The 21,150-nt window shown below is 46.9% G+C and carries 18 protein-coding genes, 1 tRNA gene and 1 pseudogene; 11 read left to right on the forward strand and 9 right to left on the reverse strand.

Features of this window, described 5'->3' with window-relative positions:
• The first annotated feature begins 109 nt into the window (after positions 1–109).
• Positions 110–200 (forward strand) — tRNA-Ser (locus EX191_RS19265).
• Positions 201–917: 717 nt separating this feature from the next.
• Here EX191_RS19265 and EX191_RS19270 read toward each other — a convergent pair.
• The 4 genes from EX191_RS19270 to hemC are packed head-to-tail and all read right to left on the reverse strand — an operon-like array spanning position 918 to position 4,997.
• Entirely contained in the window at positions 918–2,099 is a 1,182-nt protein-coding gene (locus tag EX191_RS19270; protein ID WP_005393852.1) for a heme biosynthesis protein HemY, read from the reverse strand.
• Positions 2,099–3,310, reverse strand: coding sequence for a uroporphyrinogen-III C-methyltransferase (locus EX191_RS19275; RefSeq protein ID WP_193448297.1), 1,212 nt, complete (start codon positions 3,308–3,310; stop codon positions 2,099–2,101). The genes EX191_RS19270 and EX191_RS19275 overlap by 1 nt, the downstream gene beginning before the upstream one ends.
• 17 nt (positions 3,311–3,327) lie before the next feature.
• The gene (locus EX191_RS19280; protein ID WP_193448298.1) at positions 3,328–4,056 is read right to left on the reverse strand and encodes a uroporphyrinogen-III synthase; all 729 of its coding nucleotides are present in this window, start codon (positions 4,054–4,056) and stop codon (positions 3,328–3,330) included.
• Positions 4,057–4,058: 2 nt separating this feature from the next.
• Positions 4,059–4,997 carry a hydroxymethylbilane synthase gene (hemC, locus tag EX191_RS19285; RefSeq protein WP_193448299.1) on the reverse strand — a complete coding sequence of 313 codons (939 nt, stop codon included), beginning with the start codon at positions 4,995–4,997 and terminating at the stop codon, positions 4,059–4,061.
• Between the two features lie 346 nt (positions 4,998–5,343).
• Between hemC and EX191_RS19290 the strand changes: the two genes are divergently transcribed.
• A complete protein-coding gene (locus tag EX191_RS19290) occupies positions 5,344–7,872 on the forward strand; it encodes a class I adenylate cyclase (RefSeq protein ID WP_193448300.1) in 2,529 nt (842 codons plus the stop codon).
• A 69-nt stretch (positions 7,873–7,941) separates the two neighbouring features.
• Here EX191_RS19290 and cyaY read toward each other — a convergent pair whose 3' ends face one another.
• The gene (gene cyaY / locus EX191_RS19295; RefSeq protein ID WP_012841286.1) at positions 7,942–8,256 is read right to left on the reverse strand and encodes an iron donor protein CyaY; all 315 of its coding nucleotides are present in this window, start codon (positions 8,254–8,256) and stop codon (positions 7,942–7,944) included.
• 74 nt (positions 8,257–8,330) lie between these two features.
• On the opposite strand from cyaY, the gene lptM reads away from it, so the two are divergent.
• From lptM to EX191_RS19330, 7 genes are all read left to right on the forward strand, one after another.
• Entirely contained in the window at positions 8,331–8,447 is a 117-nt protein-coding gene (lptM, locus tag EX191_RS23175) for an LPS translocon maturation chaperone LptM (RefSeq protein WP_005378746.1), read from the forward strand.
• A gap of 61 nt (positions 8,448–8,508) precedes the next feature.
• Entirely contained in the window at positions 8,509–9,762 is a 1,254-nt protein-coding gene (lysA, locus tag EX191_RS19305) for a diaminopimelate decarboxylase (RefSeq protein WP_006743007.1), read from the forward strand.
• Between the two features lie 10 nt (positions 9,763–9,772).
• Complete coding sequence (dapF, locus tag EX191_RS19310) at positions 9,773–10,603, forward strand: diaminopimelate epimerase (protein ID WP_006743008.1); 831 nt, start codon at positions 9,773–9,775, stop codon at positions 10,601–10,603.
• On the forward strand, positions 10,597–11,328 hold the full coding sequence (locus EX191_RS19315) for a DUF484 family protein (protein WP_006743009.1): 732 nt from the start codon (positions 10,597–10,599) through the stop codon (positions 11,326–11,328). Before dapF ends, EX191_RS19315 begins: the two co-directional genes overlap by 7 nt.
• Positions 11,294–12,226: a tyrosine recombinase XerC gene (gene xerC, locus EX191_RS19320; protein WP_012841287.1), complete on the forward strand. Its 933-nt coding sequence runs from the start codon at positions 11,294–11,296 to the stop codon at positions 12,224–12,226. The genes EX191_RS19315 and xerC overlap by 35 nt, the downstream gene beginning before the upstream one ends.
• Positions 12,227–12,234: 8 nt before the next feature.
• The gene (gene yigB, locus EX191_RS19325; protein ID WP_104971062.1) at positions 12,235–12,951 is read left to right on the forward strand and encodes a 5-amino-6-(5-phospho-D-ribitylamino)uracil phosphatase YigB; all 717 of its coding nucleotides are present in this window, start codon (positions 12,235–12,237) and stop codon (positions 12,949–12,951) included.
• Between the two features lie 138 nt (positions 12,952–13,089).
• Positions 13,090–15,576: an EAL domain-containing protein gene (locus tag EX191_RS19330; RefSeq protein WP_104971061.1), complete on the forward strand. Its 2,487-nt coding sequence runs from the start codon at positions 13,090–13,092 to the stop codon at positions 15,574–15,576.
• Positions 15,577–15,660: 84 nt separating this feature from the next.
• On the opposite strand, the gene EX191_RS19335 is transcribed toward EX191_RS19330, so the two are convergent.
• Together EX191_RS19335 and EX191_RS19340 are read right to left on the reverse strand one after the other, a co-directional pair.
• Positions 15,661–16,266 (reverse strand): tRNA-uridine aminocarboxypropyltransferase, encoded by a 606-nt coding sequence (locus EX191_RS19335; RefSeq protein WP_193448301.1) that lies wholly within the window; start codon positions 16,264–16,266, stop codon positions 15,661–15,663.
• Positions 16,266–17,816 carry a COG3650 family protein gene (locus tag EX191_RS19340; protein ID WP_114324078.1) on the reverse strand — a complete coding sequence of 517 codons (1,551 nt, stop codon included), beginning with the start codon at positions 17,814–17,816 and terminating at the stop codon, positions 16,266–16,268. The genes EX191_RS19335 and EX191_RS19340 overlap by 1 nt, the downstream gene beginning before the upstream one ends.
• Before the next feature lie 47 nt (positions 17,817–17,863).
• Between EX191_RS19340 and EX191_RS19345 the strand changes: the two genes are divergently transcribed.
• Complete coding sequence (locus EX191_RS19345; RefSeq protein ID WP_124009073.1) at positions 17,864–18,334, forward strand: EVE domain-containing protein; 471 nt, start codon at positions 17,864–17,866, stop codon at positions 18,332–18,334.
• A 53-nt stretch (positions 18,335–18,387) separates the two neighbouring features.
• Here EX191_RS19345 and EX191_RS19350 read toward each other — a convergent pair whose 3' ends face one another.
• Entirely contained in the window at positions 18,388–19,212 is an 825-nt protein-coding gene (locus tag EX191_RS19350) for a Cof-type HAD-IIB family hydrolase (RefSeq protein WP_182035005.1), read from the reverse strand.
• 236 nt (positions 19,213–19,448) lie between these two features.
• Positions 19,449–20,456, reverse strand: a complete 1,008-nt coding sequence (locus tag EX191_RS19355) for an alpha/beta fold hydrolase (RefSeq protein WP_047010230.1) — start codon at positions 20,454–20,456, stop codon at positions 19,449–19,451.
• A gap of 65 nt (positions 20,457–20,521) precedes the next feature.
• Between EX191_RS19355 and rhtB the strand changes: the two are divergent.
• Positions 20,522–21,139 (forward strand): annotated as a pseudogene (gene rhtB, locus EX191_RS19360) (homoserine/homoserine lactone efflux protein).
• Positions 21,140–21,150: the final 11 nt, after the last annotated feature.

Raw genomic sequence — 21,150 nt, forward strand, 5'->3', positions numbered from 1 at the left:
TGTGGGGCTTCCCCATGTGAGAGTAGGACATCGCCAGGCTTTAAATATCGTTATTTGCATAGACAAGTAACAACATCATCGGTGTACTAATCTGTTGATGACAATTTGTGGAGAGATGGCTGAGTGGTTGAAAGCACCGGTCTTGAAAACCGGCATACGTTAATAGCGTATCTAGGGTTCAAATCCCTATCTCTCCGCCACTATTCAGAAGCCTCGCTAGAAATAGCGAGGCTTTCTTCGTTTCTGACGCTTGGAAATTCGTTAGGGACTGGAATCAATCCCTTAGCTGATCGTATCCCCGGACTAGGTATCCCTGCACTATGTCACTTGAGAAGCCTTGCTTTAAGCGCGTTCTCGTTATCCACGGGTTGTGCTGCGACAGAAGTTCATAACTTTATCTTCTAACGAGAGCCATCAAGTCTGAGTATTGGCATTCCTACCTCTAAGGGTGAAGTGTTTCTGTTAACAAGGGACGTGCCTTTACTCTATATTACGTGCGTTAGCGCTCTTAGTGTTACCTAGTGGCTCTTCGCTATCTTGCCCTGGTTGGTACAATAAACACGTTCTAAGTATTGTATAGGACAGTCCTCACTAAAGAGAATGGAGAGTATCGGAGCTTATGTGCCTATTTTTTCTTCCTACTCTATTCCAAGTTATCTACATTTTGTTAGTAGAGCTCCTTCCTAGAAGCTTAGATTTTGAAGAAAGTGAGCAAGCTATTTTTTAGAGGATTTTAGTGAGCTTAATGGAGTGCTTCTGGGAACGAACTAAAGAAGCTTTGCTGGGGCTTCCCAAAGAAGTTTAGGCGATTACAGGGCATTAGCTCTAGTGGATATTGCAGGTTTGTGTAGTGTTGATGAGTGACAGGCAATAAAAAAGCCGACAGTAAACTGCCGGCTTGGTTAGATGACCGCTACTTAGTCGTTCTGGACGAGCGTGAGAGCTTTACGAGAGACTTCGTGAGCGGCTTTAGTTAGATTCTGCTTCTCTAGTGTATCTGCTAGGAATGCATAATCAGAGACGTCAGAGCGAAGCTTTAAGGCGATCTCGAAGTGGTCTTGGGCTTCTTGCCACTTCTCTTGACGGAAATAGAAGTGCGCTAATGCGCTATGCGCAGCGGCGTTATCTGGCTCTTTCTTCACTACTCCCTCTAAGAAAACCACGACAGGGTGGATATCTGGCAGGTTTAGATCTGGCAGTAGTTGATAAAGCTCAGGAGCCGGTTGTTTTTTCAATGCTTCTTTTAGCACAGTAAAGGCTTCAGCATCTGCTTTCCGGGCTATCAACTCACGAGCAAAACAGGCGACTAGGTGTGTGTCTTGTTTTACTTTGCGTGCAAGGCCATTCCAATGAGAGATAAGCCCTTCGCTACCTTGCTGCTGTGCTACTTCATGGAGTAAGCCGCATTGCGCCTTTTGAATCAGCTCTGCGTGTTCTTCTTCCGTGATGAGTTTTGCTTTGGTTAATTGTGGCAAGAGGTCAATAAGAGGTTGCCACAATTTTAGCTGCATGTACGTTGTTTTCAGCAAGTTCAATACAATCGAATTACTCGCATACTGACCTTTTAACGATTGCAAAGTATCGAAAGCAGCCTCGAACTCGTTGTCGCGGATAAATTGTTTCGCTCGAGTCAGCTCTACTGCGAGATGAGCATTCTCTTGCTGGCTTGCTAGCTCTAGGTAGTGATCTCGTTTCGCTTTATCACCTTGGCCTTGTGCGGCTTCAGACGCAACCAAGTAGCAAAGCAGCGGCATATCGTGATGATTTGCCCAGCGAGTTACTTTCTTCTCGGCACCTTTCCAGTCTCCTTCAAGGAGTTTAATAATGCCTTCATTGGTGTATCGACGGGAATGGCGCATTTTGCGCACGCTGAAGTAGTTCCATGTTGTAGAACTTGCGTAAACTAGCTTTTTAATTAGGTACTCAAGTAGAAAAAGACCTGCGAGTGCTGCGATAACGAATACGACCAATGTCGTTACGCTCATCTCGATCGTTTTCTCAGCGATGGAGATGAGTACATAGCCTTGCTGACCAGAAAATTGAGTGCCAACAAATAGTCCTGCACCTAGTACAACAAATAGGAAAATAAGACGAAACATTACTTATCCTCCATACCTGTCATCGTTGTGACTTCGCGACGTAGGCGCTCACGGATGACATCTGATAGTTGAGACTGACTTTGCAGTTTCGTTGGGTATTCCACTTGAATGTTTTGCTGGCTTAACTGGTTAACAGTTTTGTTGAACTCTTTAACGGAATTATCGTCTTGGTTGAAGAAAGCTAATGCCCATTTGTCGGCCGTTTTTAGAGACGTGGTGTAAATTTCACCTTGCTCTTGGTACACCGCTTTTATTGCGGTCTCCAATTTGGCTTTGATGTTTTCTTTTAGGTAAAAGTGTTGCTCAGGAGAAAGCAGTGGAATGACGTTACCATCGCGCGTGCGGAAGGTAATGAAGTTTTCTGAAAAGTCCTTCAGAGAGGTCATTAAGTTATCTTGCCAGTTTGCAATATCTTCAGACACTTCAGTGTTCTCTACGACTTCTGCTTCTGGGAGTAGTGCATTGGCGAGAGGTAGCTTGTCTACTTGCTGTTGCAGAGCAGTTAAGCGTAGTACCAATCCATCACGGTCAATCAGCGGGATAGTACGAAGTTTGGTGATATCGTTCGCCATTGCTTTACGTAGTTTGACGAGGCTAGGGTCATTCAGTGCTGCAATGCGTTGATCAGCACTTTCCATTAGTTGAGTGGCGCTTTCTACGTCATGCTCTAAGAACAGTTTACGACCTGCTAATTTGACGAGGTAATCGGCTTCAGCAAGTAGCCAGTCGTTTGGTCGACGACCTTTCACATCGGCAACGGCGAGCTGTAAGCTTTCAATGCTCTTCTGTTGCTGTCCCAGTACCACTGCCGCTTTGTGTGTCACGGTCGTTGCTTTCTCGATGGTTTCTTCTTGTACCCGGCTGAGCTCTTGCTTCATGGAAGCTTGAGTGCTTTCTAGCTGACTTTTTAGTTGGGCGATCTGCGCTTGGTAATCGGCTTGCTGCTGATGTAGCTTGTATGCGAGGCCACCGCCAAAAATAATCGATAAGATGATAGCGACTGTGCCTAGTTTTACTCCGCGCTTGCCTTGTTTTTCTTCAAATTCGACTTTGGCTGGCTCGGCTGTTTTTGGGGGCTCGGCCACTTTTGGCTGTTCTTTTTTAGGGGCCGCATCCTGCTGTGATGTGCTTTTTTCGGCTAGCGGTGCCGATGAGGTTTCTTCGGAAAGGTTTTTATCGTTATTTTTTTGGTCGTTATTTTTACTTGTCATGCCTATATCCTGTGTAGCTAGGGCTGGAGAGCCGCCAGTAATTCTTGGTTGGATGCGCTTCCCGTGCATCTCACCCGAGAGAACCCCCTTTGAAGTGCGATGTCAGCGATACGCTGACTGGGGATATACAACTCTTGTTGATTAAGCCAAGTCAATTGCTCTGACGTCAATTGGCTGCACAAATAATCCAGTTGCTCACCACTGGTGACGATGATCTGGTCAATTTGTAGGGTTTTCCATAGTGAGACACAGCTTACTGGATCGAATGGGATGAATTCTCTCTTGTAAGTCTCACTATAGTGAACTTTTGCGCCACGTCTCACCAATACATCTTTGATCAGCTCTCTTCCGCCGTTACCACGAAGGATAAGAACTTGTTGTTGTGCCACATTGTTGAGCTCTGGCAGTCGCAATAAGTGTTCACTATCACTGACTTGGGGATAGTGTACTTTCTGTTGGGTACATTTGCTTAAATAGTGTGCTGTTTTTTGACCAACGGCAAGGTAAATAGCTTGTTTCGGCCATGACATCCCGTTGCTGGCTAAGATTTGCTGTGCACATTGCACTGCATGTCGACTAACAGCGATAACAATTTGAGCTTGATGTAGATGTTTAGAGAGGTGCGTGTCCGTGAGATCGGCGACAATGTCGATCAGAGGATGGTGATATGCGGAAATGCCGTGCCTTTCGAGCAGAGAGCAAAGCGCGTTACCTTGCTCTCCCGGCCGAGTGACCAACACTGCCATGATTATTCGTGATCTGCGTACAGCTTAGTTAGGATTTCACGAGCGCCGTTACCCAGTAGTTCATTGGCTAACTGCACTCCTAACGTTTCGCCGTCTTTACGATGGCCACGGATTTCACCACGAACAATTTCGCTGCCATCTGGTTCGCCAACTAATGCGCGTAGCCAAATGTTGTCGCCGTCTAGTAGGGCATAGCTGCCAATCGGTACCTGACAGCCGCCTTCTAGCGTAAGGTTCATTGCGCGCTCACACAAAACGCGGTCTACGGTGTCTTGGTGGTTAAGTGGCTCAAGCAGCTTAAGCAGTCTTTCATCGTCAAGGCGGCACTCAATACCGACAGCACCTTGGCCTACCGCTGGTAGTGATTGCTCTGGTTCGATAAAGCTACGAATGCGCTCTTCAAGTTTCAATCGTTTAAGGCCAGCCGCAGCAAGAATGATTGCGTCATACTCACCCGCATCTAACTTACCAAGGCGAGTGCCCACATTACCGCGAAGCTCTTTAATGATGATATCTGGACGATATTCTTTCAGTTGGCATTGACGGCGCAAACTGCAAGTACCAACCACGGCACCTTGAGGGAGCTCATCAATGTGGCTATAGGTATTAGAGACGAAGGCATCACGAGGATCTTCACGCTCACAAATGGTCACGAGGCCAAGGCCTTCTGGGAAATCGACGGGCACGTCTTTCATTGAGTGAACGGCGAGGTCTGCACGTCCTTCTAGCATCGCGACTTCAAGCTCTTTTACGAACAAGCCTTTGCCGCCAACTTTTGCTAGTGGTGTATCTAAAATCACGTCACCTTTGGTCACCATGGTTACTAACTCGACTTCCAAGCCTGGGTGAGCGGCTTGAAGGGCGTCTTTAACAAAGTAAGCTTGCCATAAAGCAAGAGGGCTTTTTCGAGTTGCAATGCGAATCGGTGTGGATTGTGTCATGATCTTCTCAATGCTGTTTGGATTTGGGTTTATCCTACCATTCTCATCAAGAAATGCTTACTGTTAGTTCGTTATCTCTGAGAGCTATGAATGGAATTACATGACGTTATGAAAATAGTGTGACTGGATTCTCAATTAGACTAAGGACTATTATTAGTAATAGGTAATAAGAGCGACACTACCGCGCGATTAATTTTGTGACTAAAGTATGGTTTTGCATCCTGAGTGGTGCGTGGGCGTGAAACTTTACCCGCACCAATAAAAGTGTTAAATTGATCACGTTTTTAGGCCGTTTTGGTTTAAAACGTCAGCAGATTTTCGTGATTGTTCAACCAAGGAATTCCCCTTGCAGGCTTACACCCAAAAAATCATTCAGCGACTAGATAATTTGAATCAGCAGCGAGTTGATCGCGCGCTGGCGCTTATGGATTCGCAAAGCCAGCAAGTCTTCCACTTGATTCCTGCCTTGTTGAACTACAACCACCCTGTGATTCCTGGCTATTACGATGCCGATGTCCCGTTTGGTGTACATGGGCTGGCGCTAAATAGCATTCAGCAGCAATTCATTGATGACATTCAACTTGCGATTGGTCAGCCACTTAAGACGGCAGAGAAACCGGCTATCTTGGGCTTATACACCATGGGCAGTACCTCATCGATTGGTCAAAGTACTTCTAGTGATTTAGATATTTGGGTGTGTATTTCGCCAGATATGGATTGTGACGAGCGAGAATTGCTGACCAATAAATGCTTGCTGATCACCGACTGGGCACAAAGCCAAGGGGTGGAGGCGAACTTCTTCTTAATGGATGAAGAACGCTTTAGAAGCAACCATTCTGAAGAGATGACGGGTGATAACTGTGGCTCATCTCAGCACTTACTTTTGCTTGATGAATTCTATCGCAGCGCGGTGCGTATTGCAGGACAGCGTTTATTATGGCAAATAGTGCCGCCAGAAATGGAAGAGTGTTACGACGAGTATGTTTCTCAATTGTGCAGTGAAGGTTACATTGACTGTTGTGAATGGATCGACTTTGGCAAATTGAACCGTATTCCTGCTGAAGAGTACTTCGGCTCGAACTTGTGGCAGCTATACAAAAGTATCGATTCTCCCTACAAATCGGTATTAAAAGCCATTCTGCTTGAAGCTTATTCGTGGGAATACCCGCATACGCAACTGTTAAGCATCGACACCAAACGTCGTTTCTTTGCCCATGAGCCAGACCTCTACGGCATGGATGCGTACTACTTAATGCTGGAAAAAGTGACTCGCTATTTAGAGCGAATCCAAGACGACACTCGTTTGGATTTGGTGCGCCGTTGCTTCTATCTCAAAACACATGAAAAGTTGTCGCGTGAACCGGATGTCGGTTCAGTGGCTTGGCGCCGTGAAGCGCTGAGCGACATGATTGCAAAATGGGATTGGGATGCCAGCGTTGTTGCTGAGCTTGATGATCGCCGCAACTGGAAAGTTGAACAGGTAAAAGTGGTGCATCATGCGTTGCTGGATGCGTTGATGCAGAGCTACCGTAATTTGATTCAATTTGCGCGTCGCAACGACATTACCTCCGCTATCAGCCCGCAAGACATCAGTATTTTGGCTCGTAAGCTTTACGCTGCTTTTGAAGTATTGCCGGGCAAAGTGACGTTGCTCAACCCGCAGATTTCCCCTGATTTGCATGAACCGGATTTAAGCTTCATCGAAGTGAAAGATGGTGGTGTGAACAAGTCTGGTTGGTATCTCTATAAACAACCTCTGATCGCGCACCGCATTTTGGGGCAGCCATACTTAGAACATCATGAATACTTGAGCAAGTTAGTCTCTTGGGCATTCTTTAATGGTTTAATCACCGAGTCGACTCGTTTGCACGCGGTGGTGCGTGAAGCGCAACTGGATATCGATAAGTTCTACCAAATGGTGAGCGACTTACGAAATACCTTTGCGCTGCGTAAGCGCCGTCCGACGATGCAGGCATTAGCGAGCCCATGTGAAATAAGCCAGCTAGCGATGTTCATCAACTTTGAAAATGATCCTACGTCAGAGCTTTCGGGCCGTTCACTGAAAGTGGATGTAAAAAATACCGATATCTTCAGTTTTGGTCCGGAACATAAAAACTTAGTCGGCAGTGTCGACTTGGTTTACCGTAACTCCTGGCATGAAGTGCGTACGCTGCATTTCAAAGGGGAAACGGCGATGCTGGACGCACTGAAAACCATTCTGGGCAAAATGCACCAAGACGCGTTGCCACCAGAATCGGTGGATGTGTTCTGTTATGCGAAGAACATGCGTGGTGTGATGCGTAATATGGTCTACCAGCTTTTAGCGGAATGTATCGACTTACGCTTGAAGCCAGTAGAGCAAGAAAAACGCCGCCGCTTTAAAGCGATGCGCCTTGGTAACCAAACTTACGGGCTGTTCTTTGAACGTCGTGGTGTGTCGGTGCAGAAGTTAGAAAACTCCATTGATTTCTATCGCAGCATTTCTACTAACAAACTTAAAGGCTCGCCGCTATTAATGCTCGATCGTGAGCAAGAGTATCAAATGCCAGAAGCGGTGGATGGTTTTGCCAGTGAAGGTCTGGTGCAATTCTTCTTTGAAGATAATGAAGATGGCTTCAATATTTATGTGTTGGATGAGTCAAACCAAGTTGAAGTGTATCACCAGTTTAGTGGCTCCAAAGACGAGATGATTTCGTCTGTGAACAGCTTTTACACATCCGTAAAAGATGACAGTCGTGTTGCGTCGAAATTTATCAACTTTAACCTGCCGCAGTACTACCAGATTATCCATCCTGAAGAGGGCAATGCTTATATCATCCCTTATCGCAATGATGGGTGCTCACCGCATCGTCCGACGAAAGCGGTGAACGCGTAATTAAACCCGTATCAATAAACAAAAAGAGCACTTCGGTGCTCTTTTTGTTTTGGTGACGATTGACCAGCATTATGCCCAATCAATGGCTTCGCCCGCGTGCTTTTCACACTCTTGCTTCACCATTTCAAATAGCTCCATGCCCGTTTTTGAGCAGGTCCATTTATCTTCAATAAGCTTGAAGTGGAAACCACCAGATTTGGACGCTAGCCAGATCTCATGCATCGGCTCTTGGCGGTTAATGATGATTTGGCTGCGGTCTTCAAATTCCAATGTCATTACGTTGCCAGTGACTTCGTAATCAATGTCTGCGCCTGAATCATCGATGGATTCTTCGATGATTTGCATCTGTGCATCCACCAGTTGATGAAATTCAGTATCGTTCATCCGTCTATCCTATTGCTTTTCCTGAGTGTGGTGCGATTATAGGGGGCATTGATTCAATAATCACGATATGCGAAATGAAAAAATTAGTTACTGTGTTGTTTGTGATGGTTGCCGCGACGTTAGCGGGATGTGGCCAGTCTGGCTCACTATACATTCCAGATGACACTCAACAGAATGAGCAATCACAATAAATAACCGCGCCTTAGGGTGAAATTAGGGTTCAGCAGTCGAATAAAATAAGGGAAGCGAATTTTGGATTACTTCAACTATCAGGATGATGGCCAGCTTTGGGCCGAAGACGTCCCACTTCAAGCTCTTGCAGAGCAATATGGCACTCCTCTTTACGTATATTCTCGAGCCACGCTAGAGCGCCACTGGAAGGCGTTTGATAGTGCTGTGGGTCAACATCCTCATCTAGTTTGCTACGCGGTGAAAGCGAACTCAAACCTAGGCGTATTGAACGCACTGGCGCGTTTGGGTTCGGGCTTTGATATCGTATCAGGTGGTGAACTTGAGCGTGTGATTGCCGCAGGCGGTGATCCGAAGAAAGTCGTCTTCTCGGGTGTTGGGAAAACACCTGCAGAAATGAAGCGTGCTCTTGAGCTGGGTATCAAATGTTTCAACGTTGAATCTGAGCCCGAGCTAGAACGTTTGAATAAGGTTGCGGGTGAGCTTGGTGTGATTGCGCCAATTTCTCTGCGTATCAATCCAGATGTCGACGCGAAAACACACCCTTACATTTCGACTGGTCTTCGCGACAATAAATTCGGCATTGCATTTGATCGTGCGCCAGATGTTTATAAATTCGCGCAAAGCCTGCCGAACTTGAATGTGCAAGGCATCGACTGCCACATTGGTTCTCAGCTGACCAATATCGACCCATTTATCGACGCGACAGACCGTTTATTAGCTCTGATTGATGATTTAAAAGCGCAAGGCATTAACATTCGTCACCTTGATGTCGGCGGTGGTTTGGGTGTGGTCTATCGTGATGAGTTACCACCACAGCCTTCAGATTACGCCAAAGCGTTACTAGGTCGTCTTGAAAATCACCAAGACTTGGAGCTGATTTTTGAGCCGGGCCGAGCAATTGCTGCGAATGCAGGTATCTTGCTAACGCGTGTTGAGTTTTTAAAACATACTGAGCACAAGAACTTTGCCATCATCGATGCGGCAATGAACGACTTGATGCGTCCTGCACTATACCAAGCATGGCAAGATATCGTGCCAGTTTCGCCGCGCACGGGTGAAGCACAGACTTACGATTTGGTTGGCCCTATTTGTGAAACCGGCGACTTCTTGGGTAAAGATCGCGCACTCGTTTTGCAAGAAGGTGATCTACTCGCGGTTCGTTCAGCTGGTGCCTATGGTTTTGTGATGTCTTCGAACTACAATACTCGTACCCGAGCGGCAGAAGTAATGGTGGATGGTAAACAAAGCCACTTAGTTCGCCAGCGTGAGGAGCTGACCAGTTTGTGGCAGCTGGAACAGATTCTACCGGAGTAACACACAACAAATGCATTTCCACTTTTCCAAAATGCACGGTTTGGGCAACGACTTCATGGTCGTCGACTGTATTACCCAGAACGTGTTTTTCTCGCAAGACCTGATCCGCCGTTTGGCGGATCGTCATACCGGCGTTGGTTTTGACCAATTGCTCGTGGTAGAAGCCCCTTACGACCCTGAAACTGATTTCCATTATCGGATTTTCAATGCCGATGGTAGTGAAGTCGAGCAGTGCGGGAATGGCGCGCGCTGCTTCGCGCGCTTTGTTCGCTTGAAAGGGTTGACCAATAAATACAGTATCAGCGTGAGCACCAAAAAAGGAAAGATGATTCTCAACATCGAAGATGATGGAGAAGTGACGGTCAACATGGGTGTGCCAGAGTTTGAGCCGAACAAAATTCCTTTCAAAGCCAAGCAAAAAGAGAAAACCTATATCATGCGCGCTGGTGAAAAAACGCTGTTCTGTGGCGCGGTAAGCATGGGTAACCCGCATGTGGTGACGGTGGTCGATGACGTGGATACTGCTGATGTCGATACATTAGGCCCGCTGCTTGAGTCGCACGAGCGTTTTCCAGAGCGCGTCAACGCTGGCTTTATGCAGGTGGTGAGTCGTGACCATATTCGTCTTCGAGTTTACGAGCGAGGCGCAGGTGAAACACAAGCTTGTGGTAGTGGCGCATGCGCGGCGGTAGCGGTAGGGATTCTTCAGGGTCTGTTGGATGAAAACGTTAAGGTTTCTCTACCAGGTGGTGAACTGCGAATTGCGTGGCAAGGTCCGGGTAAGCCGTTGTTTATGACCGGACCTACAACGCATGTATTTGATGGTCAATTGTCTTGCTAGTAGAAGAAAAAGGAAACGGTTTGTCTCAAGTAGAAGCAGATGCCTTAACGGCTGAAGTGGTGGCCGAGTACCTCAAAGATCATCCCGATTTTTTTGTGCAGCGTCCAGAGCTTGTGGATCGTCTATCTTTCCCACACTCAGACTTGGGTGCGGTGTCTTTGGTGCACATACAAATGAATCGCCAACGTCAGCGCATTGAAGAGTTAGAGGAAGAGATCACCACACTGATGTCGCTTGCGGCGAACAATGATCGCACCTTTTACGAATTTATGGATTTGCAGGGGCAGATTCTAAAGTGTGGTGACTTTAAACAAGTCATTCATTCTATTGAAGAGAAAGCTAAAGCACTTGGCTTACGCGCGTTTGTTCGATTGTTTAGTCAATGCGACGCATCGATTCAATTGAGTAAGGAAAGTTATCAACGTTTTGCGACCACTCACTTAAATGGCAAAGATGCGTACTTAGGGCGTCTGAGAAAAGTGGATCGTGAAGCTTTGTTTGGCAATATGGATGTGCCGGAAATGGGGTCCTATGTGGTACTACCGCTCGTGAAACAGCAAACACTGGGCGTGCTTGCGTTCTCTAGTGAGGATGGCGGTCATTTTCAACCAGATATGGATACCTTGTTTTTGCGTCACCTATCATTAGTAGTGGCACATCTCGCTCAAACATTGGTATGGCAAAGTTACGATGACGACAACTCCCAACACTCCTCTGCCAAATAGTCTGCAAAAGCCTCTTGAGCGCTTCTATGAATTCTTACGAAGCGAAAAGGGGCTCAGCCTGCATACTCAACGCAATTACAAACAGCAGCTAGAAACCATGGCGCAGCACTTGGCTGAAATGGGACTTAAAGATTGGTCTCAAGTGGATGCAGGCTGGGTGCGCCAATTAGCAGGTAAGGGCATGCGGGAAGGCATGAAAGCCAGCAGTTTGGCGACGCGCCTCTCATCGCTGCGTAGCTTTTTCGATTTCCTTATTCTGCGTGGCGAGATGTCAGCTAACCCTGCCAAAGGGGTTTCAGCGCCACGTAAAAAGCGCCCGTTGCCGAAAAATCTCGATGTTGATGAAGTGAGCCAACTGCTTGAGGTCAACGAAGACGACCCGTTGGCTGTGCGTGATCGCGCCATGATGGAGCTGATGTACGGTGCAGGCTTGCGTTTGGCTGAGTTGGTGAGTGTGGATGTACGTGATGTACAACTGCGCAGTGGCGAGCTTCGTGTTATCGGTAAAGGCGATAAAGAACGGAAAGTCCCATTCTCTGGCATGGCAACTGAATGGGTTGCCAAGTGGTTGAAAGTCAGGGGCGACCTTGCTGCGCCAGGTGAACCCGCCTTGTTTGTGTCTAAACTCGGAACGCGTATTTCGCACCGTAGTGTGCAAAAACGTATGGCAGAATGGGGACAGAAACAGTCTGTGGCGAGCCATATTAGTCCGCATAAATTGCGTCACTCGTTTGCGACACATATGCTCGAATCCAGCAATAACTTACGTGCGGTGCAAGAGCTTTTAGGGCACGAGAACATTTCGACGACCCAAATCTACACGCACTTGGATTTCCAACATTTAGCGCAAGCCTACGACCAAGCCCACCCACGCGCACGTAAAAAGAACGGGGAGTGAGCCGAAGTATGAAATTCTATCGCCGTATTGAGCCCATTAAGGCCATGACCTTCGATCTTGATGACACGCTGTATGACAATTACCCGGTGATTATCCGTATGGAGCGTGAGTTGCTGGCTTGGTTGCAGCAAACACATCCTGCCGTGGCGCACATGGATAAGGCTGATTGGATGCAGGTAAAAAAACATGTGCTCCAGCAGAGACCGGATCTTAGAAGCGATGTGACGCTTTGGCGTTTAGTGCAGCTAAAGCATGGTTTTCTTTCAGTTGGCTATGATGAAGCGCAAGCTCAAGCCGCAGCTGAAGAGGGTGTGCAGCTCGCTTTGGATTGGCGCAGTCAGTTTGAAGTGCCCCAATCAAGCTTAGATGTTTTGACACAATTGGGAGAGCGAGTTCCGCTCGTGGCGATCACAAACGGAAACGTCGATTTAGATAAAATTGGCTTAACGCCGTATTTTCAATGTGTACTCAAAGCAGGGCCTGATGGGTTGGCGAAACCCGCCACCGATATGTTTGCTAAGGCGAAACGGTTCTTGGATATTCCAGCAGAGAATATTCTGCATGTCGGTGATCACCTAACCACGGATGTGCATGGTGCAAAGTCGGCTGGTTTTGCGGCTTGTTGGTTCAATGATATGAATAAAAATGTCATTAACCATTCAAAAACACGTACTTTACCTGATATTGAAATCAATAGTTTGCAGCCGTTACTCACACTTTTTTAATTGCTTTCGCATTAATCCATTCTAATCTCATTTTGTGTCTAGAAAAGCAGCGTAAAGCCACGTAAATTATTCACTATTAAGTAAAAAGAGTAACGCCACACGTCGTGGTGAAGATAGTGTTACGGCAGTGGTAGGTGCATGCGAGCTTTTTCAAAACTGGTTTATGATGTCAGTCAGTTAAATGACTTTTTAGTCACTTCTCAGTTCTCTTCAAGTAAACAATATTTAGTGCAAATATTGTCGACTCAATCACGCGACTTTACGACCACACTTGCGGACGCTGTTTTATTGTTGCTGCCGAATGCTCATGTCATGGGGCATAGTACGCGTAATGTCATTCTGGAGGGGGAGATATTTACCTCTGGCTGCCTGATCAGTGTGACTGAGTTCGAACAAACCACGCTTACTTCTGCCGTCCAAACCTACTCTTACTCCCCCGATATTGATGGTGGAGAGCTCAAACGCTCGCTTCTGTTGCAGCACAATTCGCAAGTGATCCTCAGCTTTGCTGTGCAAATTGAACGACGTGACTATCCCTTGTTTCAAACCTTCGCCAGTGAAGAAGTCGTGATCTCTGGAGGGTTGGCACAGAGTATTGATGATGGCTGTTGGGTGCTATATCAAAACCGAGTTTACGATAACGCTGTGGTTGCCGTAGCTTTGCACAGCGATACCTTGAAGCTATGGACAGATGCGTATTCGGAATGGAACCCGATTGGCATGCCACATAAAGTCACCCATGCAAAAGGAACGCGCTTGTATTGCTTAGGTGAACAGAAAGCGTTGGACGTATACAAGCGTTATTTGGCGGATGGCCATGATGTGACGCTGAGTCAACTGCTCAGCTTTCCTTTGTATCGAGAAAGCTTGGGGCGCAAGGAGGTTTGCACGGTAACGGAGCTACACGCTGATGGCAGTATGAGCTTCGACAGGCCCTGGTGTCTTGGTGACGAAGTACAATTTTGCTATAACCACCCCTCATTAACGCTCGAACAGGTGCGACATGGTGTGGTTGAGTTAGCCATGCACCAACCTGAAGTCGTGATGATTTTTAACTGCGCGTCACGGTTAGACTTTATTGACAGCAGCGACGAAGTACAAGCCTTCAAAGATATCGCGACGACGTTTGGTAGTTATTGTATGGGGGAACTGCATGGCGGTATTGGACAGCCAGAAATTCTTCATCACAGCCTGACGTATTTAGCGATGCGAGAGGGAGACGAAGTACAAGCATTGAACTTGCCTAAGTCGCCCGTTAGCTCCTCTATTTCACCATTGTTTAGCTTGATTCGAAATGCGATCGGCGACCTCAACCATATGAACGCGCATATGGGGTATCAACTCGATCGCCAAACGCGCAAGTTACAAGAAAGCTATCGGCGAGATAGTCGCACTGGATTACAAAACCGAGTCGCGCTGCAAGAGCGGCTGAGTAGCATCGATTTGGATGAGCACTTGCTGACTCTAAAGCTACTTAACTTCAGCCATATCAATGAAAAATACGGTTATAGAGTAGGGGATCAGCTACTTAAAGACCTCTCAATGCATTTTACGAATCGACTGCGAAAGCGTTTTGGCATGCCAACGGCTTTGCAGCTTTATAGTATTGGGGTTGGTGAGTGGGCGTTCATATTTAAAGCTGACCAAAGCAGCGAAACCATCAAACAGCACTTTACTCGTTTTGCCGACGCGGTAGAGCAAACTAATTTTGAACCAATTGGTCTGCGCGAAATAGATTATCTTTCTATCTCGCTGTGCGGTGGCTTAGTGAGTCGTCGAGATTTTCCATCAGCTTCTGCGGATGAGCTATTGCTTAAAGGCATTGAAGCGAGGCGTTCCGGTGTGCGCAGTAATACCCATATCTGCAATGCGAAAGACATCGAAGTCAGTGAGGATGTGCGTAAAGAGCAACTTGGATGGTTGAGCTGCGTCAGTAAAGCCATTCTCAAACAGAACATCATCACCTATAGCCAGCCGATAGTGCATGCGGATAGCCATAAATTGGCAAGCCAAGAATGTTTGGTTCGCATTTTGGAGGAGGATGGAACGGTGATTGCGCCAGGGCGCTTCCTGCCTATTATTTCCGATACGCACCTTTATACTCGATTGAGTCGGCACATGATCCATTCTACGTTACATTACATGCGAGATAAGCAAGGTGACTTTTCTATTAACTTATCGCCGCAAGATTTGCTTAGTGATAAAACTTTAATGCTTTTAGAGCATGAAATTTGTCAGCTCAATGACCCTAGGCGAATTGGTTTGGAAGTGTTGGAATCTGAGCAAATCAAAGACTACGGTCGAATGATCGAAGTATGCAGTCATTTCAGAAGTTTAGGAGCGCGTATCATTGTTGATGATTTTGGCTCAGGCTATTCCAATATTGATGAAATCCTAAAGCTGGAGCCGGAAGTCATAAAGCTCGATGGCAGCTTGATCCGTGATATCGATAAAGACTTAAAGCAGCGCAAAATAGCTTCTCAGTTGGTGCGTTTATGTCAGGTGTTTAACGCGGAGACGGTGGCGGAGTTTGTCCACAATCGAGAGGTGTGCAAAATCGCGCAGGATATGGGCGTCGACTATCTGCAAGGCTACTACTTGGGTGAACCTACGCGTTTGTTTTAGTTGTGTTTCACGTGAAACCATTCCAATAAAAAAACGCAGCCTTGGCTGCGTTTTTTTATTTTGAGCAATTCGGTTTTAGTTGAGTTAGCTCGGTGATTGCTTGAGAGCGTGTCCACTTTTTTCGGCTTGAAATAGTGCAAGGTAGTGAGCAAAGAATGTGAGCATTTTTTGCTGGTTATTTTGCTCGCCTAGTTGTCCGAGTAAATGTGCGGCGACTTCAAACGTGCACAAGTTACCTTGTTGTTGGTTGCGTCGCAGCTGATATTGCGAGTCTGCCGATGCAGACAGCTCCATAGTAGGGATACTTTCTAACCAACGGCTCTTGTTGATCATCTTGCGCGCCTCTTGCCAGGTGGCATCCAAAATAATAAACAGCGGATTTTTGGTTTGTTGTTGGCTTTGGAGCGCCACATGTTCGAGTGTGACGCTTTCTTCACTTGGGAATAGAAGCACTGGATACAGCGACGGATCAGCTAATCGAGCGAGCAATTCTGCTGGTGGTTGTTTTCGGTCCCAGATTACTCGCTCAATATTGAGTTGGCACTGCTCTAGTAGCTGGCCGGTATTAGTATCACGCGTCAGTTCATTCGGATGCATCAACAGCAAGATGTTGTGCTCGCTGGTAAGTTTCGGCACCAATGAGCACATACAGTTGAATTTAAAACCACAATTTGGACACGGTTGCGACATTACAGACGAACTCCTTCGCGCACAGGGCTAACCCCATCCGAGAACAGACGCACGCCACTGATTTGGTTTGGCGTTGCCGTTGGTGCCATGCTTGGGTTGAGTGGGTAGCTAACCCCACTGTATTGCATCACGTGTTGCGCTGCCTTAGCTCCGCCACCGCTGACATTAAAAATTAGATCTCGCCAGCCATGAGAGGTTTGTTGGCCGAGCATAATCGGGCTTTGTACCAGTGTGATGCGGCTATTGAAGCGCCACTCTTTTTCGTGATGTTCAAAGATCAGCAATGTACAGCCACCGGAACCACACCAATCCAGCTGTACTAATAGCTCTTCGTTACCATCGCCGTTGAGGTCATAAGTTAGCCAACGGTACTGGTTGTTGTTGGGGTTGGTTTGGTGAATGAAGAAGTAGTTGCGCACGGCGGCATCTACTTTTGAGTCAAACTCCGCACTAGAAGGTACGTCTGCACTGCTGATGGGCTTGTTGGCGCGTTTCTCGGCTGGTTGCATCATGCCCTCATCACGAGTGGTGGCAGGGTAAAGCACTAAACCACCATCGGCGATTGGGTATACCAAGTTACCGACTTTTTCTTTGGTCGCTTTGAGCTGATTGCCTTCTCGCGTAAACAGTCGCTCTGACATCAGTCTTTGTTGTTGATGATGCGTCATGACGACTTGAACCTGAGACGGACTTAATTGTTGCCAGTACCCACGCTCGATTAACGGTGCCTGCCCATTGGCGTAACTGTATTTTGTTGTGGCGCTGTGGTCTGGGTTTAAGGTCATTTGCACCTCAAAACCTTGTGATTGGGTTGAAGTCGCGACATAGGTATTGGCCCAGCTAAGCGTAGCGTCCACGTTTGCAGCCGTACCACAACCTTGATAAGTGTCGCCATCATGTTTTAGCGTCGCTTTCCAGCCATACAAAGAATCACTCATCGTATCTGAGCAGAGGTTTTCTGTTAGGCGAAGTTCACCATCTTGTAGTTGATATGTGCGCTGGCGAGGTTGAAGTTGACTGCTCTTAATCGCTAATTTTTTGGTTTGTTTGCCGATTTGCTGGAATGTCAGTCCATTAGCCTCAAAGCTTGCCGACCAAGAAGGCTCATTACCAAACACGCGAGTTGGTTTGTTTGGTTGCTGACAACGGTTTGGATTTTCCGTTGTGAGGAAGTTCACTTGTTCCACGACAAAGTTAGCATCGAAATCGGCAGAGAACCCATCGATGCCCGGTGGGTTGAGATGGCCGATAACCTCTCCATACATGGTCTGGTAAGGCTCGTTATTTAACTGAATTGCTCGTTGCATTTGCTGTGGTGACAGTTGTAACCAATATTGCTTGTCGCTGCCACAAGGCATGATGTATTGGCTCTCGTGACCGACGATCACTTTTCCACGTAGCATAAAGGTTTGAGGTTGAATGGTGTCAGGCTTATCTAAGGTGGCTGGTGGAGAAGTTGGGTCGGCAGCGCCAGATTGTGGCGGCTGCGAACTACATGCTTGCAGAACCAGCAGAGTGGCAAGCGCCACTGGGTTTTTCAAAGCCTTCATGTTATATCTTCCTCATTATTGTTACTCAATCGGCATCGGATGGCATTATGGCATATTGGTTATTTAAAACTGAACCAGATACCTTTTCTATTGACACGCTTCGAACCCAAAAGGTTTCATGTTGGGAGGGAGTTCGTAATTATCAGGCGCGCAATATGATGCGTGACCAAGTCAAGGTGGGCGATTTCGTCCTGATTTATCACTCTTCTTGCAAGAATGTTGGCGTTGCCGGTATTGCTAAAGTCGTGAGAGAAGCCTATCCCGATCATTTCCAGTTCGATCCTGAAAGTGATTATTACGATCCAAAGTCAGACCCAGACAACCCGCGTTGGATTATGGTGGATGTCGAATTCGTGCGTAAAACGACGCGAGTGATTCCGTTATCGGTGATGAAAGCGATGCCAGAACTTGAGAACATGCCATTGGTGAAACGTGGAAATCGCTTGTCGATCATGCCTGTGACAGAAGAAGAGTGGGAAGCGATCCTTTGCAAAGAGAAGTTGCCAAGTCAGCGATAAAAGAAAAGGGCTGCGAATGTGCAGCCCTTTGTTATTGTTTGGAGTATTGCTGCTTACAGCAAGTGCTCTTGTAGGTAGTGTGCAACCGCATCTTCTGCATTGCTGCCAATCACTTCGTTATTTGGCAATGCTTTCATCACTTTCTCGTGTGATGTACCCATGACCAATCCTTTACCTGCCATCGACAGCATTTCTACGTCATTCATGCCATCACCAAATGCCACGCAATTTTCTAACGTGAGACCGAGTTTTTTCGCTACCGCTTCAAGAGCATGGCCTTTAGACACACCTGCACTCATTACTTCCAAGCACCATGGTGTTGAAAACGCAATATTCAGCTTATCGCCAAATTGTTCACGTAGTTTGTTTTCAAACACCACCAAGCGTTCGTGGTCTTGTGCTGGATGGGTGAAGAAGATTTTCGCAATACCGTCAGTTGGCGCTTGGTCTTCATCGAATAAGACGTATGTGAATTCGTCATGGAAATCACGCAATGTTTCGTCGTCTTTGTTCATCAACCAACTGTCATTTTGATACATGTGGATAAGTATTTCTTGATCGTGCTTGATCGTGTCGATCACGCCTTGAACCAGCTCTGCAGGGACATTCTCGCTGTACATCAGCTGATCTTCCTGGTCATGCACACGGGCACCGTTCGAGGTGATCATGTAAGCCGGAATACCGACCTGACGACGGATGCTCGCAACGTCTACGTGGTGACGGCCTGTTGCAAAGACAAAGGTGTAACCCTTTTCATGCAGCGCTTTTAGCGTCTCTTTTGAGTAAGCACTGAGCTGATGGTTTGGTGCGAGTAACGTGCCATCCAGATCAGAGGCAACGATTTTAGTGATCTCTTTGCAAGGTAGCGATGTGCTCATGAAGTCCTCGTAAACGGTTTGGATAGTGTGGAACAGGTGATTGCAAACGGAGTACAGCAGACTGACTAGATCATGCTGCTCCGAATGCGGGGGAACTTTGGTCGGTTGCATCTGCATGGTTCAACGCAGCCAGACCCAAGCAGTGTACGTCAAAATGAGGATGAAAAAGAGGGTAAATCAATGTGCAGACATTTCCTCTTTAATCATGGCCGTGAAATGGTCGCCTAGAGTTCTTATTATGTTTTTTCGTTTGGCGATGATTTCGGGTCATTCATAAAGCGGAAGATCGCATCGAGTGCTTGATTACGATACTGGTCGGTCTCGAATAAGATCTCATGCTGTGCGCCTTCGATAGAAAGTAGCTCCGCATGTGGGTTGGTTTTACGCAATTTATCGATAAAACGTTTTTGTGCCAGATTGCTGACAATACGATCGTTCCCAGCTTGAATCAGGAGCACCGGTACTTTGACTTGGCGAGTCAATAAAAAGCATTGTTTTGCTGCCATTAGCCCTTGCCATACCCATCGTGTGCTCGGTCCACCGACTTGCAGTTCCGGTTTTTCCGTATAGAGATTTCGGAACCATTGGTAGCGGCCGTAACTTTGGCTGAGTGGGTTATCTTCAAAGGGTTTAGGGAAGTAGGCCTGATGTCCTGGTGCATAGCGTGGCAAAGTCGATACCGCTGACATAATTTGTGTCACTGGAATCGCTATTGGCGATAAGTACCATGGCAGATTAATACCAAACATAGGTGCACTAAGAATCAAGCCGGTAAAGGGATGTTCTGGGTGAGTTTGCAGATAACGTGTAGCGATTGCGCCGCCCATGGAGTGGGCAATAATGAAACATTGCTGATAGTCGCTAAGGTCGTGTTTGTTTACGACCACGTCCATATCGTCAATATAATCAGTAAAGTCATAGACGTGACCCATATCTGAGTCAGACAATAGACGATCTGATAAACCTTGTCCGCGGTGGTCAAAGGAATAGACGTCGAAGCCTTGGCGATAGAGATCGTAAAACAGTTCTTGGTACTTCCAGGAAGATTCAATGCGCCCATTAACGATGAGCACGGCTTTTTTATGTTCTGGGTTGGTCAGTTTGCACCAGTAGATGTTCTTTTTCTCAGTTCCTTTAACAAAGCCTTCTTGGCGAGTTTGCCAAAGTGCCGCGATCGGACCACCAATTGCTTGCTCAAATAATGACTCTTGAGTATAAGTCAAAGGTGAATGGTTAGTAGCCATTAGTCGATTACCTGAAGATACGTTGTTTACGCGATGTATCATCGAAGAATTAGTGAGGAAATGCAATGGATACCCACGTCTGGTTAGCTTATGTAGTAACTGCAATCGTTTTTAGTTTGGCTCCGGGGTCTGGCACGGTGAACTCAATCAGCAATGGTTTGAGTTACGGTACTCGCAAATCTTTGGGGGCTGTGATCGGTCTCCAAATTGGTTTGGCCATTCACATTGCGTTAGTTGGGGCGGGAATTGGTGCGCTGGTCGCACAGTCGGCAACGGCATTTTCTGTCATTAAATGGGTTGGCGCGGCTTATTTGGTTTGGTTGGGTATCCAGAAATGGCGAGACACCTCCAGCTTGGTGGCGGCTGAGAGCCACAAAGACATGTCTGGCATGGCACTCTTGTACAAAGCTATTTTGATTAACCTGACGAACCCTAAATCGATTGTTTTTCTGGTGGCGTTGTTTCCACAGTTTATTGACCCGGCATAAGACCAACTGACGCAACTGTTGGTGCTTGGTGTTACGACTGTTGTGATCGACGCGTGCGTGATGTTGGGTTACACCACCTTGGCGGCGCAAATGGGACGTTTTATTCGCTCCGATAAAATCATGGGGAAAATAAACAAAGTCTTCGGTTCAATGTTTATGGGTTGTGGTGCATTATTAGCAGCTGCAAAGTCATAAGCCATTTATAG

The organism is Vibrio chemaguriensis (genome assembly GCF_012275705.1).
Taxonomy (GTDB): Bacteria; Pseudomonadota; Gammaproteobacteria; order Enterobacterales; family Vibrionaceae; genus Vibrio; species Vibrio diabolicus.